Raw genomic sequence first — 14,379 nt, forward strand, 5'->3', positions numbered from 1 at the left:
TTGTCCTTCATGGCACGGGCGCGCTTGCGGGGGGCTGAACGGGCGCACGCTGCTGCTGTTCGAGTAGCGCGGGCAGGTTGCGCTGGATCAGGCGGCTAGGCTCGTAGAAGCTCTGGGCCGAATCGATGAGCCCGCGAAAGGGCGCCTTGATCCGCACGTTAAAGACAAACGGCAGCCGTTGCAGGCGGCGGATCAGGAAATTGCCCTGCGCGCCCTCCCCCTGGTTCACCCCCGCAAAGCGCACGTCGGTGACCATCTCCCCGGCCAACGGCCCGTTCATGGTGAGCGTCAGGCTGCGATAGCGCAGCGATTTCAGCGCCTGGAACGCGACATTGCCCCAGAAGCCGACATCCTCCTTGCCGATCTCCCCGACGTAGCGGATCGTGCCGCCGCCCTCCCGCACGGTCATTTGCCCCCTCTCGATCCGCCCGCCCGAATCGTCGAACACCATCGGCAGCACCCCGTCGAAGGTGCCGGTGGCGTCGAGGTTCTTGAAATCGAACTGTTGGAGGAAGCGATCGGCGGCGACGCCATCGACGCGGAAGGTCATCCGCCGCCGGGCCATGCGCGAGAAATCGAGCAGGGTCGGATCGAGCGTCAGCCGCCCACCCGCGAACGGCCATGCCCCGCCTTCCACCTGCACCCGTGCGTCGGGCAGGGTGCGGTATCGGAGAACGCCGTCGGTCACCGGGATGCCGGGATTGACCGATTTGATCGTCACTTGCTGGCCCGGCGCACTTTCGAGCGCTAGCAGATCGGTGAAGCGGATCTCTCCCGAAATGCCGGTGACCGGGCCAAAGGCGGCGGCGAGATCGGTGCCCGCGGTGCGGAAGGTGCCGGTCGAGGTGACGCCGCGCGCATCCCAGTCGATCCGGCCTTCGCCCGACAGCGTCCCGCGAACGTCGGCGATCACTCCGAAAGTCAGGCGGGTGAGCAGTTCCGGCTGGAACCCCTTGGCCAGGGTGAGCGTCGGCACCGTGAGATCGGCGCGGCCGGTGCCGGTGCCGAGCGCATGCGCGATGGCGACATCGGCGACTTTGGTGCCGGTCGTCGGCTCGTGGAGCGTTCCCCGCGCCTCGATCGCGCCGCTGACGAGGCTGAGCGCGACGTCACGCGCCTGCATCGGCTGGAACCGCGGCGAGGCGGTTTGCGCGTCCGCGACGGCCAGCGCCCCGGTGAGCCTAAGCGCGCCGCCTGCAAGGTTCCAATCCCCCGTCGCGTCCGACAGCAGCAGGGGCACGTTGGCGATCTGCCCCGCCCCGCCGGTGAACTGCCCCCCAAGTCCCCCGCCGTGCGCCTGTCCCCCGATCCGCGCGAAGTCCAGGCGTGTCACGCGGCCCGGCGCTCCGATCCGAGTCTGCACGCCATCGATCGTGAACCCGCTGTCGGCCAGCCGCAGCGTCGCGCCTGAGAATCCCAGCGTCACCGGGGTGGTGCCGAGCGTCCCCGCGAGCCGGGCCGCCGCGACCCGCGCTCCCCCGGACAGCCCGCGTGTGTCGATGGCGACGAGCGCGGTGCCGGTCGGACACAGCGTCATCGCCGTGGGCCGCAGGGCCAGACCGGCCACCTTCAGACTCTGAAACCCCACGGCGGCGCAGGCCGGGTTTGCCGTCACGGTTCCGCGCGACAGGCGCAGGTCGAGCGGTATGGTCAGCGCATCGACCCGGCCGTCGCCGAGCGGCCCCGACAGCGTGGCACGAGTGACGATGCGCCAGCCCGCATCGGCCGCGATGCGTACCGGGGTGAGCACCAGACGCGCACCGCCGGCTTCATAGGGCGCCATGCTCACGGTGATCCGCCGCGCCCCGCCCGCCCCTGGGCCAAAGCGCACGTCGGCGCGCGGCAGGCCACCGCCACCGATCGCGAGAGCCCCGTCGGCGGCCACGTCGCCATTGCGCCAAGCAACCCTCGTGCCCCGTGCAAGGGTCACCCGTGCGCCGCTCGCTGCCGTAAGGGCGGCGTCGGAGAGGATGGCGTAGGCGGCAGACGGCCCCGTCGCGGCCCTCACCTGCGCGGTGCCGCCGAACCTTCCCGCCGCGGCGGCAAAGGCGCGCGATGCCTGCGCGACGACCGGCCCGAGCGGCGTAGCGGTAGTGGCGCGCACCGCCGCGTCCAGCCGGGGCAGCGCGCGGCGGGCATCGGCATTGACCAGCGCCACCTTGCCCGCATAGCCGAAGGCGATCCCGCGCGTCGGATCGTGCACGACATTTCCGTCCAGCGACACTTGCCCGGCACGCAGGCCCGCCCCCGCCACCCCCTGCGCGCGCACGTCCCGACCGGCCAGCTTCACCCAGCCTGTCGCTCCCGCCCCACTCCGCACGCCGAACGTGCCCGCGACCCCTGCCGCAATAGCCTTGGCGTGGGCGATCCGGTCAACCGTGATCCGTCCGCCCAATGTCCAGCCCAGCCGTTCGCCAAACGCCACCTCTCCCTTCAGGTCGCTGGCGAGCGCGCCGCTGCGCACGCCGGCGCAGGCGGCACGGGCAAAGCGCGCCGGCCCTTCCAGCGCGATCGTACTCCCAGCGCGCGAGCCGGTGGAGCGCACTCGCATCGCCGCGGCAACGCGGTCTGCGCTACAGTCTCCAGCGGCGAACCGTTCGCCGATCAGCGCCAGCCGTCCGGCAAAGCCGTCGTCGAGCCGTCCGCTGCCGCTGAGCGCCAGTCCGGCGACCCCGTAAGGCGTCTCCAGCCGCATGCGTCCGTCCTCGACCGCCAAAGCGAATCTGGGGAGCTTGAACGGGCGGCCACCTGCTTTGGGCAGCAACCGATCGATCGCACCGAGCGACAGCCGGCCGTCGACCAGTCGCCCGCGCACCCGCACCCGCCCCGCGCGGACTCCCGACAGTTCGGCGCCGTTCGGCCCCAGCCGGGTGCGGGTCTCGATCCAGTCGGCGACCAGATCGGGCGCGGCGGGATCGCCGATGACGACATTGGTGAGACGTTGCGCGCCGAACCCCAGATCGGCGATCGTATAGCGCGCGGGCACACGCGCCGCGGCCAACGTGCGATCGACATAATGCTCCGCGATCGGCTTGCGAACGAGCCAGAGCACCGCGAGCGCGACAATCAGGGCAAGCGCGACCGCAAGCGCCGTCCGGCGGCGGCGCGGAAAACGGCGCGCCCCATCCTCTCCTGCCGGCTCAGCATCCATCCGCGCAGCAATTGCACGCCTGCGCCGCGGCGCATAGACTTGCCCGTATGGCCGACCCCGGACCCAGCGAACCGAACGACACCGCCGGCCACCGCGCGCGGCTCCGCCAACGGCTGGCGGAGGGTGGCGGCGAGGCGCTGCTGGATCACGAACTGATCGAATATCTGCTGGCGCTCGCCATCCCGCGTCAGGACACCAAACCGCTGGCCAAGGCGCTGCTGCGCGAGTTCGGCGGCATCGGCGGGGTATTGAGCGCCGATGGCGAGGCGCTGAAACGGGTCAAGGGCATGGGCGAGACGTCGGTCGCGGCGGTCAGGATCGCGCATGCGGCGGCGGTGCGGCTGCTGCGTGCCGACGTCGCGGCACGGCCGGTGCTGGCGAACTGGCAGGCGCTGCTGGATTATCTGCGGGCCGACATGGTCCATCACGCGATCGAGCGGTTCCGGGTGCTCCACCTGGACACCAAGAACATGCTGATCCGCGACGAGGTGATGAGCCGCGGGACGATCGACCAGGCGGCGGTCCATGTCCGCGAGGTGATCCGCCGCGCGCTCGATTTCGGCTCCGCGGCGATTATCTTGGTCCACAATCACCCGAGCGGCGACCCTTCACCCAGCCGCGCCGATATCGACATAACCCGCGCGATCGCGGAGGCGGGAAAGCGGATGGGAATCGCGCTGCACGACCATCTCATCATGGGAACGAACGGACACGTATCGCTGCGGGCACAGGGCCTGATCTGAGCCGCCGGGTAGAGCCGCGCCGCGCTACGGACGTGAAAAAGCCGCCGGGCGTGAACCCGGCGGCTTTTCCCCACGCTCTTGAGCGCTTACGACTTGGTGGCGGGTGCCAGGAAACCTGCGACTTCGGTCTTCGATAGCGACTTGCTCTTGTCGGTATCGGCCTGGGCGAATGCCGCCTGGTTCCACTTCTTGGTGGCCGGGCTGTTCGCGTCGGTGGCCGGATCGGTCTGCGACTTCAGCGCCACCATCCATGCGCCGAACTCGGCCGAACTGAGCGTGCCGTTGGCGTCCTTGTCATAGGTGCCGAATTGCGAATCGACGACCTGGGCGACCTGATCGGGGCCGGCCGGCTGCGCGGCGGTTTCGGCAGCCGGTGTCGCCGCCGTCGCAGTATCGGCCGCAGGCGTCTGCTGCATCGTACCTGCGGGAGCAGGTGCGGTCTGCGCCGGGGCAGTTGAAGGAGCAGCCTGAGCAGGCGCCGTTGTCGCCGGTGCGGCGGGTGCGGCCGTCTGCGCCAGTGCGGGGGCAGTCATCGCCATTGCGGCGCCAAGAAGAGCATATTTCAGCATCGTAAATCTCCAGTGCTTGCGCGACGCCTGGTCTTGGGTCTCTCACCCTTGGACTTGGTGTCGCTGGCAAGGTATCAACCGGCGAAGCGCGATATTGTTTCCATGACGCCGGTTTGTCGAAAAGCGCAGCGCCTGCTATCGCCCCGAAAAACCGCGGGTCCGGCTATTCGGGGCGCGGTGAACCGTGCCCTTCCCACGATCGAGGACATTCCATGGTCCCCCGCTATTCCCGCCCGCAGATGGCCGACATCTGGACGCCCGAGGCGCGCTTCCGCATCTGGTTCGAGATAGAGGCGCATGCGACCGATGCACTGGCCGAGCTGGGCGTCGTCCCGCGTGAGGCCGCGGCGGCGATCTGGGCGGCGGATGCGGCGGCGGGGCCGTTCGACGTCGCGCGCATCGACGCGATCGAGGCGGAGACGCGCCACGACGTCATCGCCTTCCTGACCCACGTGTCCGAACGCACCGGCCCGCAGGCCCGCTTCCTGCACCAGGGCATGACCTCGTCCGACGTGCTCGACACCTGCCTGGCGGTGCAGCTGGCGCGTGCGTCCGACATCCTGATCGGCGACATCGACACGCTGCTCGTCGTGCTTGAGCGACGCGCGCGCGAGCACAAGCTGACGCCCACGATCGGCCGCAGCCACGGCATCCATGCCGAGCCGGTGACCTTTGGCCTGAAGCTGGCGCAGGCGCACGCCGAATTCGCACGCAACCGCGCCCGGCTGGTGGCCGCGCGTGCCGATGTCGCCACCTGCGCCATCTCCGGCGCGGTCGGCACGTTCGCGAACATCGATCCGTTCGTCGAAGCCTATGTCGCCGACAAGCTCGGGCTGACGGTCGAACCGGTATCGACGCAGGTCATCCCGCGCGATCGCCACGCGATGTTCTTTGCAACTCTGGGCGTGATCGCCGGCTCGATCGAGCGGCTCGCGACGGAGATCCGCCACCTCCAGCGAACCGAAGTGCTGGAGGCCGAGGAGTATTTCGCGCCCGGCCAGAAAGGTTCGTCGGCGATGCCGCACAAGCGCAATCCGGTGCTGACCGAAAATCTGACCGGCCTTGCCCGGATGGTCCGCGGCTACGTCACCCCCGCGCTGGAGAATGTCGCGCTGTGGCACGAGCGCGATATCAGCCACTCCTCGGTCGAGCGCTACATCGGCCCCGATGCCACGATCACCCTCGATTTCGCGCTCGCCCGGCTGACCGGGGTGATGGACAAGCTCGTCGTTTATCCTGAGCGGATGATGAAGAATTTGGACAAGATGGGCGGGCTGGTCCATTCGCAGCGGGTGCTGCTGGCGCTGACGCAGGCCGGAGTGAGCCGGGAGGATTCCTACCGCTGGGTGCAGCGCAATGCGATGCAGGTCTGGGAATCTGACGGCGCGCTGTCGCTGATGGATTTGCTCAAGGCCGATGCGGACGTCGCGGCGGCACTATCGGCCGACGAGATCGAGGCGAAGTTCGATCTTGGCTATCACCTCAAGCATGTCGACACGATCTTCGAACGGGTGTTTGGAACCGCGTGAATGCGACCAGATGGGGCATTAACGGGTCGTAGAGAGGTGCATGGGACGCAATAGCGGTTGCACGTAACAATGTTGCGCCGCCGTGTAATCTTCTCCAGATCGCGGGGGCCGGATATTTCTCCGGCATCGGAGACCCAACCATGCGTATGTTCGAAACCGTGACCAGCAGCATGCTGGCAATCGCGGCACAGGCGCTGGTGGTCGGGGTGGTCATCACCACCTTCTGATCCATCGGCCGACCGCCCTCCTTTATGGGGGGCGGACAGGCCGGTCAGCGGCGTGCGCGCGCCGCCAGATAATCGTAGATCGCGTCCGCCGCACCGTCGCTCAGCCGCGCGAAACGCTTGCGCGCCTCCGTCGCCATTTCGCCGATCGGCTTGCCGCCTGGTGCCTCGCCGCGCTGTAGTAACCGGCGGAACTCGGCGCGATCGTAGCTTCCTGCTATCGCCAGATCGGGTGGATCGCCCGGCTGCGGGTCGGCCGTTCCGCCAAGGTCCGGCGCATGACATACGCCGCAACGCGTCCGCGCCAGATAGCGGCCGCGGGCGTGGCGCGGACCCAGGTCGACCGCGGGCCGCGCGAGATCGGCATCGAGCGTCGCCGATTCGGGCTTGGCCTGCCCGGCCTGCACCGCTTTCAGAAAGCGTGGCCCCATCTTGATCCGGGGATGATCCGTGCCGACCGGGCGCAGCCCGCGCAGATAGGCACGAATGGCCTTCATCTTCTCGGGCGTCAGGACCGCATAAGGCGCGGCGTCCATATACCAGAGCCGCGTGCCATCGGGGCGTTCGCCGGTCCGGATGACATGGTCGAGTTGACGGTCGGTGTACGTGCGGACGGCAGTCGTCAGATTGCTGCTGTAAAGCGTCGCGCCATCGGCACTCGCGAACAGGCGCTTTCCCGTCAGCGCGTCGTCATGGCAGCTATGGCAGCCAAGTTCAGTCGCCAGCCGTTTCCCCTGCACCACATCCGGCGAACCACGCGGCGCCGCGAATGCGCCGACCGCCACCGCAGCCAAGATCGCCGCCCCGAGCATCCATCGCGACCGGTCAAGCATCCCACGATGCTATGCCGGCCGCGACCACGTCGCAAGTCATTCTCCGACGACCGCGCTCTTGAGTTTGGAGAAGAAACCCTGGCTTGCCGGACATTCGGCGCCCGTCTCTGTCTCGCGGAACATTTCCAGCAATTCGCGCTGGCGGGCGGATAGCTTGGTCGGGGTCTCGACGTCGATCTGCACGACCAGGTCGCCCGAGCCGCGGCCCTGGAGCACGGGCATGCCTGCCCCGCGCTGGCGAAGCTGCTTGCCCGACTGGATGCCGGCCGGGATCTTCACCTCATGCGTATGTCCGTCGAGACCGGGGATCGAAAGCGATCCGCCGAGCGCCGCGGTGGTGAAGCTGATCGGCGCGCGCGCGAACAGCGTCGTGCCCTCGCGCTCGAACAGGCTGTGCCGTTTGACGTGGAGGAAGATGTAGAGGTCACCCGCCGGGCTGCCGCGCGGCCCGGCTTCGCCTTCGCCGGACATGCGGATTCGGGTGCCCTCGTCCACCCCCGCCGGGATATTTACGCTCAGCGTCTTGGTGCGATCGACCCGGCCTTCGCCGCGGCAATCGGGGCATGGATCGGCGATGACTTGGCCCGCGCCGCCGCAGATCGGGCACGGGCGCTCGACCACGAAGAAGCCCTGTTGCGCGCGGACCTTGCCGTGGCCTTGGCAATGCTGGCACGTCTTGGCCTGCGTTCCCGACCGCGCGCCCGATCCGTGGCAGGTGTCGCATTGCGCGGACACGTCGACGGTCACTTCGGTGGACTTGCCGTGAAACGCCTCTTCGAGCGTGATCTCCATGTCGTAGCGCAGGTCGGCGCCGCGACGCGCCTGCGCGCGGCCGCCGCCGCGACCGCCGCCCATGAATTCGCCGAAGACGCTTTCGAAAATGTCGGAAAAGCCGTTAAAGTCCTGGCCGCCGCCGCCGCCCTGCTGCTGCTGGAATGCGGCATGGCCATAGCGATCGTAGGCGGCGCGCTTCTGAGGATCCTTCAGAACCTCATAGGCTTCGCTGACCGCCTTGAACTTGCTTTCCGAATCCTTGCACCCGGCGTTCTTGTCGGGATGAAACTTCATCGCGAGCTTGCGGTACGCCGATTTCAGCGTCCCCGCGTCTGCGGTGCGCTCACATTCGAGCAACTCGTAATAATCGACGGTGGTGGTCATTGCAGTTCGCCCATCGGAACAGTCCTTCGATACGCCACTTCGACTTCGCTCAGTGGCTACTCAGGACGAACGGCAGGAAGGAAATCCGTCCGTCCCGAGTAGGGGCTGAGCTTGTCGAAGGCCCGTATCGAAGGACCGACACCACACTTTACGCCTTGCGGTCTTCGTCGACTTCGGAGAATTCCGCGTCGACTACGTCGTCCTTCGGGGCTTCGTCGGACGAGGCCGGAGACGCCTCGGACGCCGCCTGCTTCTCGTAGATCGCCTGACCCAGCTTCATCGCCACCGTCGCGAGCGCCTGCGCCTTTTCGGTCATCCGATCGGCGTCATTGCTCTCGACCGCCGCCTTGGCTTCGTCGATCGCGGCCTGGATTTCGGTCTTCAGGCTCTCGTCGACCTTGTCGCCATTGTCGGCGAGCTGGCGCTCGGTCGTGTGGATCAGCGATTCGGCGTTGTTCTTCGCCTCGGCCGCCGCACGGCGCTTCTTGTCCTCCTCGGCGAACTGCTCCGCGTCGCGGACCATCTGATCGATATCGGCGTCGGACAGGCCACCGCTCGCCTGGATGCGGATCTGCTGCTCCTTGCCGGTGCCCTTGTCCTTGGCGCTGACGTTGACCAGGCCGTTGGCGTCGATGTCGAACGTGACCTCGATCTGCGGAACGCCGCGCGGCGCGGGGGGAATGCCGACCAGATCGAAGTTGCCGAGCATCTTGTTGTCGGCCGCCATCTCGCGCTCGCCCTGGAACACCCGGATCGTCACCGCACCCTGGTTGTCGTCGGCCGTCGAATAAGTCTGCGACTTCTTCGTCGGGATCGTCGTGTTGCGGTCGATCATCCGGGTGAACACGCCGCCCAGCGTCTCGATGCCCAGCGACAGCGGCGTCACGTCGAGCAGCAGCACGTCCTTGACGTCGCCCTGCAGCACGCCCGCCTGGATCGCGGCGCCCATCGCGACGACCTCATCGGGGTTGACGCCGGTGTGCGGCTCCTTGCCGAAGAAGTTCTTCACGACTTCGCGCACGCGCGGCATGCGGGTCATGCCGCCGACCAGGACGACTTCGCTGATATCCTCGGGCTTCACGCCGGCATCGGCCAGCGCCTTCTTGCACGGATCGAGGGTGCGCTTGATGAGTCCCTCGACCATCCGCTCCAGATCGGCGCGGGTGATCGCCTTGACCAGATGCTTGGGGCCGTTCTGGTCGGCGGTGATGAAGGGCAGGTTGACCTCGGTGGAGGCGGCCGACGACAACTCGATCTTCGCCTTCTCCGCGGCTTCCTTCAGCCGCTGGAGCGCCAGCTTGTCCTTGGCGAGGTCGATGCCCTCGTCCTTCTTGAAGCTGTCGGCCAGGAACTGGACGATGGTGTTGTCGAAATCCTCGCCGCCCAGGAAGGTGTCGCCGTTGGTCGCCTTCACCTCGAACACGCCGTCGCCGATCTCGAGCACCGAGATGTCGAACGTGCCGCCGCCGAGGTCATAGACCGCGATCGTCTTGCCGTCCTGCTTCTCCAGCCCGTAAGCGAGCGCCGCCGCGGTCGGCTCGTTGATGATGCGCAGCACTTCGAGCCCGGCGATCTGGCCGGCGTCCTTGGTCGCCTGGCGTTGCGCGTCGTTGAAGTACGCAGGCACGGTGATGACCGCCTGGGTGACCGTCTCACCCAGATACGATTCGGCGGTTTCCTTCATCTTCTGGAGCGTGAAGGCGCTGATCTGCGAAGGGCTGTAATCCTTGCCACCGGCCGAGACCCACGCATCGCCGTTCGGCCCGCGCGCGATCTTGTAAGGGACCAGCTCGGTGTCCTTCTTGGTGATCGGATCGTCGAAGCGGCGGCCGATCAGGCGCTTGACCGCGAAGATGGTGTTGTCGCCGTTGGTGACGGCCTGGCGCTTGGCAGGCTGGCCGACCAGCCGCTCGCCATCCTTGGCGAAGGCGACGATCGACGGCGTGGTGCGCGCGCCTTCCGCATTCTCGATGACCTTGGGCTTGCCGCCCTCCATGACCGACACGCAGCTGTTGGTGGTGCCAAGGTCGATGCCGATAACTTTTGCCATATGTGCTCTTTTAGCCCCTCAACGATTCAAAACTGCCAGCAGGCGGCGCCCCGTTACGGCTGCGCAACTTGCACGTGATGGGCGCGATATAGGTGGGCTTGCGCTTGCCGCAAGATTACGTCGAGCCTAGTGGAACCATCTGAATTTTTCCAAAAGCGCGAAGGAGTTCGCTTGCACAGGTTCGTGACATGCATGGTCGCGCTGGGGCTGTCGGGTTGCGGCATGGCGCCCGAACTCAGCGTAGACGATGCCTGGGTTCGGCTGGCCGCGGTCAAGGGCCGGCCGGCGGCGGCGTATTTCACCGTCCACGGCGGCCCGGCCGATGCGACGATCATCGCGGTGAGCAGCGACGTGTCGATCCGATCCGAAATGCACGAGAGCATGAAGGGCCATGCCGGCATGATGACGATGACCCCGCTCGCCAGCGTGCGCGTGCCCGCCAATACCGACGTGGCGTTCAAGCCCGGCGGGCGCCACGTGATGCTGTACGACATGAACCCGGCGATCGTGCCGGGCGGGCGGCCGGTGCTTCTGTCGCTTGCGTTTGCCGACGGCAGCCGCATCTCGCGCAAGGCCAACGTACTGGCGGCGGGCGACCCGGCGCCGGAATGAGAGCGGGCGCATGAGGCGCAGACTGACCGACGCGGAGACCGCGCTGGCCGAGACGGTGTTCGGGGCCGCCATCGACTATGATCGCGTCACGCTGGTGCGCCGCAAATGGGTGTTCTTCCAGCCGCGCGGCGTGGTGATGGCGCCGTGCGGGCACATTCACTTCCACCCGCTCGGCGATCAATGGCACGATGATTTCGGCGCCGCGCCGCTGGATGCGCAGGGGCTGTTCATCCACGAGATGGTCCACGTCTGGCAGCATCAGCAAGGGCTGTGCCTGCCGCTGATCCGACACCCCTTCTGCCGCTATGATTATGCGATCAAACCCGGCCAGCCCTTCCGTCGCTACGGCGTCGAGCAGCAGGCCGAGATCGTCCGCCATGCGTTCCTGCTGCGCGAGGGGCGTGTGGTGGCGGGGGCGCCGGGGCTGGCGCAATATGCGACTTTGGTGCCGTTCACGCCGGGGGCTTGAGCCGGTTCGGGCAGGCTCGGCGGTTTTCGGAAAAAGCTGTGTCTGCCATCGGTTACGCGCTGCGATGCGCGGAAGGTCACTGGAAAGTCACATCCTACAGGGGTGAAACCTCGTTTGATGTTACGGGGGTTTCGAGCATCGAACCTTCGAAGCGAATTTCGACATTTTTTTGCGATTGTCGCAGGGATGAGAAAGAGCGGGCGCTGAGCATCATCCATGCTGACACGAGGGGCGGGTTGTAGGACAGCGATTATGACCGCTTGCGCCCAGTTGCGGACATCGGCCATCCATTGATAAAGCTGCGGTAGAGTAGATGGGGCGCAGGATGGGCTTGTTCAGCAAAAAGGTCGTGCAGGCCACAATCCATGGCATCCAGCTTAAAATACGTGGCGGTCCTGAGCCATTGCCGCCACCTCTGATTGGCGCATATGTAACGGCGTTTTCGATAGCGGAAGAACCTCGGGAAGCGGTCGTAAAAGGCGTTCGCGCCATTCAAGCAATGGGTTACGACTTCGAGGATGTTTTGCCCGAGGGGCTTTCCATGCCTCTGAGCGATTGGGCCAAGTATGTCGGTGAGGCCTGGCCCGAGTTCACGGAAGAGTTCCCAGCCCAAAGCGAAATTGCTGCTCGACTAGCCGACAACGGGGTGGTCTTTAGCCCGTTTGCGGGTTTCGACAGCGCATAAAGAAAAAGGCGGTTAACGGCAGTTTTCCACTAAAATCGCACCTTCAGCGCGTCCCCCTATCCCACATGCCGCTCGCCACGCCGCGCAGCAAGCGTCACTTGGCGGTGCCGTTCGGCATAGCCGGCGCGCTGGTCGTCGGTGCGCGCGTCGTGGCAGCGTGGGCAGGCGATGCCCTCCGCGTATAGGGGCGAGGCGCGGTCCTGCGCCGACACCGGCATCCGGCACGCGCGGCACAGGACGTGGGTGCCGGGCGCCAGGCCCTGCCCCACCGCGACGCGTTCGTCGAAGACGAAGCATTCGCCGTCCCACAGGCTGTCGGCTTCGGGCACCTCCTCCAGATAGCGCAGGATGCCGCCGCGCAAATGGTGGGCGTCCTCCACGCCTTCGCGCTTCAGCAGCGCGGTCGCCTTTTCGCAGCGGATGCCGCCGGTGCAGAACATCGCCACCCTCTTGCCCTCGAACGCCGCACGGTTGGTGCGGAACCAAGCGGGAAAGTCGGCGAAGCCGGCGGTGCCGGGATCGACGCTCCCCGGAAACGTGCCGACCGCGACCTCATAGGCGTTGCGGGTGTCGATCACGACCGTGTCCGGGTCGGCGACCAGCGCGTTCCATTCGGCGGGCGCGACGTAAGTGCCCGCGTTGGCCGGATCGACCGCCTCCCCCATCGTCACGATCTCGCGCTTTACCCGTACCTTCAGCCGGTGGAACGGCATCGCCGCCGCGGTGGCGCGCTTCACGTCGAGGTCCGCGCAGCCGGGCAGCGCGCGCAGGTCCGCCAGGATCGCGTCGATCGCCTCCGCCGGCCCCGCGATCGTGCCGTTGATGCCCTCGCTCGCCAGCAGCAGGGTGCCGCGGATACCCAGCGCCGCGCAGCGTTCGGCGATCCGATCGCGCAGGCCCTGCGGATCGTCCACCGGCGTAAACCGGTACAGCGCGGCGACGGCGATGGTCACAGCGCGTCGAAGTCGATCAGCGCGTGGCGGTCGAGCGTCCGCGGTGCCTCGGGCATCGGGTATTTCAGCCCCGTCGCGCAATTGAACAGCACCACGCGCTCGTCCTCATCGACTTCGCCGGTGCGCACCGCCTCCTGATATGCGGCGAGGGTCGCGCCGCCCTCGGGGCAGAGCAGCAGCCCGTCCTTCCGCGCGCAATCATCCACCGCCTTCAGGATGGCGGGATCGCCGACCCCCAGCGCCTTGCCCCCCGATTCGCGCACCGCGCGCAGGATGAGAAAGTCGCCGACCGCGCGTGGCACGCGGATGCCCGCGGCGACGGTGTGCGCATCTTCCCAGCGCTCGGCATGCTCGACCCCCTCTTCGAAGGCGCGGACGATCGGCGCGCAGCCGCTCGCCTGCACCGCATACATGCGCGGGCGTTCGGCACCGATCCAGCCCATCGCCTCCAGCTCGGCGAACGCCTTCCACATCCCGATCAATCCGGTGCCGCCGCCGGTGGGATAGAAGATCGCATCGGGCAGCCTCCAGCCGAATTGCGCGGCCAGTTCCAGCCCCATCGTCTTCTTGCCCTCGATCCGGTACGGCTCCTTCAGCGTCGAGAAATCGAACCAGCGCCCCTCGGCGGCCCCCTTGCCGACGATCGCGCCGCAATCGTCGATCAGCCCGTTCACCCGCCACACGCGCGCGCCCTGCATCGCGATCTCGCGGACGTTCACTTCCGGCGTATCGGCCGGGCAGAAGACGATCGTCTCGATGCCGACCCGCGTCGCATAAGCCGCCAGCGCGGCACCCGCATTGCCGTTGGTCGGCATCGCGATCTTCGTGACCCCAAGCTCCTTGGCCATCGCCACTGCCATGACGAGCCCGCGCGCCTTGAAGCTGCCGGTAGGCAGGCGGCCTTCGTCCTTGACCAGGACGTTCGCCCCGCCCGATTTCGGGATCGGGACGAGCGGGGTCTCGATCTCGCCAAGGCTGACGATGTTGGCGGTATCGCGCACGGGGAGCAACTCGCGCCACCGCCACAGGTCGGTCGGGCGGGCCTCCAGCGCCGCCTTGGGCAGCGCTGTGCCCGCGGCGGCAAGGTCGTAGCGCACGAGCAACGGCCGCCCGACGCGCGACAGACCGTGGAGCGTGTCCGCGTCGTAACGCTCGCCAGTCATCGAGCATTCGAGATGGGTAACGAAGGTCGGACGATCGGTCGTGAGATTGGTGTTCATATTGTCCTCCCCGCCAAGCGGGAAGGGGGACCGTTCGCGCAGCGAATGGTGGAGGGGGTTCGCCGAATGCGTCCCGCCCCGCGGAGATCCCCCTCCACCAGCCTGCGGCTGGTCCCCCTCCCCGCTTGGCGGGGAGGATCAATTTGCGTCAGTCGTCGAATTCCAGCGCAGCCGCTGCACCGC

General features: G+C 67.3%; 12 protein-coding genes. 5 read left to right on the top strand and 7 right to left on the bottom strand.

The window, feature by feature from the left end; genetic code table 11:
* Window positions 1–7 precede the first annotated feature (7 nt).
* Entirely contained in the window at window positions 8–3,151 is a 3,144-nt protein-coding gene (locus VF643_RS04505; protein ID WP_331042174.1) for a YdbH domain-containing protein, read from the bottom strand.
* Between the two features lie 47 nt (window positions 3,152–3,198).
* On the opposite strand from VF643_RS04505, the gene radC reads away from it, so the two are divergent.
* Window positions 3,199–3,894, top strand: a complete 696-nt coding sequence (radC, locus tag VF643_RS04510; RefSeq protein WP_331042175.1) for a RadC family protein — start codon at window positions 3,199–3,201, stop codon at window positions 3,892–3,894.
* A gap of 86 nt (window positions 3,895–3,980) precedes the next feature.
* Here the strand turns inward: radC and VF643_RS04515 are convergent, their stop codons facing one another.
* Window positions 3,981–4,463 carry an EF-hand domain-containing protein gene (locus VF643_RS04515; protein ID WP_331042176.1) on the bottom strand — a complete coding sequence of 161 codons (483 nt, stop codon included), beginning with the start codon at window positions 4,461–4,463 and terminating at the stop codon, window positions 3,981–3,983.
* A gap of 212 nt (window positions 4,464–4,675) precedes the next feature.
* On the opposite strand from VF643_RS04515, the gene purB reads away from it, so the two are divergent.
* Window positions 4,676–5,992 (top strand): adenylosuccinate lyase, encoded by a 1,317-nt coding sequence (gene purB / locus VF643_RS04520; RefSeq protein WP_331042177.1) that lies wholly within the window; start codon window positions 4,676–4,678, stop codon window positions 5,990–5,992.
* A 271-nt stretch (window positions 5,993–6,263) separates the two neighbouring features.
* On the opposite strand, the gene VF643_RS04525 is transcribed toward purB, so the two are convergent.
* The 3 genes from VF643_RS04525 to dnaK form a co-directional block, all read right to left on the bottom strand.
* Entirely contained in the window at window positions 6,264–7,049 is a 786-nt protein-coding gene (locus VF643_RS04525) for a c-type cytochrome (RefSeq protein WP_331042178.1), read from the bottom strand.
* A 36-nt stretch (window positions 7,050–7,085) separates the two neighbouring features.
* On the bottom strand, window positions 7,086–8,207 hold the full coding sequence (gene dnaJ, locus VF643_RS04530; RefSeq protein WP_331042179.1) for a molecular chaperone DnaJ: 1,122 nt from the start codon (window positions 8,205–8,207) through the stop codon (window positions 7,086–7,088).
* Window positions 8,208–8,355: 148 nt separating this feature from the next.
* A complete protein-coding gene (dnaK, locus tag VF643_RS04535; protein WP_331042180.1) occupies window positions 8,356–10,257 on the bottom strand; it encodes a molecular chaperone DnaK in 1,902 nt (633 codons plus the stop codon).
* Between the two features lie 171 nt (window positions 10,258–10,428).
* Between dnaK and VF643_RS04540 the strand changes: the two genes are divergently transcribed.
* From VF643_RS04540 to VF643_RS04550, 3 genes are all read left to right on the top strand, one after another.
* Entirely contained in the window at window positions 10,429–10,869 is a 441-nt protein-coding gene (locus VF643_RS04540) for a copper chaperone PCu(A)C (RefSeq protein WP_331042181.1), read from the top strand.
* Between the two features lie 10 nt (window positions 10,870–10,879).
* Complete coding sequence (locus VF643_RS04545) at window positions 10,880–11,338, top strand: vgr related protein (protein WP_331042182.1); 459 nt, start codon at window positions 10,880–10,882, stop codon at window positions 11,336–11,338.
* A 325-nt stretch (window positions 11,339–11,663) separates the two neighbouring features.
* Window positions 11,664–12,023 carry a hypothetical protein gene (locus VF643_RS04550; RefSeq protein WP_331042183.1) on the top strand — a complete coding sequence of 120 codons (360 nt, stop codon included), beginning with the start codon at window positions 11,664–11,666 and terminating at the stop codon, window positions 12,021–12,023.
* Between the two features lie 56 nt (window positions 12,024–12,079).
* On the opposite strand, the gene VF643_RS04555 is transcribed toward VF643_RS04550, so the two are convergent.
* Window positions 12,080–12,976 (bottom strand): rhodanese-related sulfurtransferase, encoded by an 897-nt coding sequence (locus VF643_RS04555; RefSeq protein WP_331042184.1) that lies wholly within the window; start codon window positions 12,974–12,976, stop codon window positions 12,080–12,082.
* Window positions 12,973–14,196 (bottom strand): threonine synthase, encoded by a 1,224-nt coding sequence (locus VF643_RS04560; RefSeq protein ID WP_331042185.1) that lies wholly within the window; start codon window positions 14,194–14,196, stop codon window positions 12,973–12,975. The genes VF643_RS04555 and VF643_RS04560 overlap by 4 nt, the downstream gene beginning before the upstream one ends.
* Window positions 14,197–14,379: the final 183 nt, after the last annotated feature.

Source organism: Sphingomonas sp. (genome assembly GCF_036387595.1).
Classification (GTDB): domain Bacteria; phylum Pseudomonadota; class Alphaproteobacteria; order Sphingomonadales; family Sphingomonadaceae; genus Sphingomonas.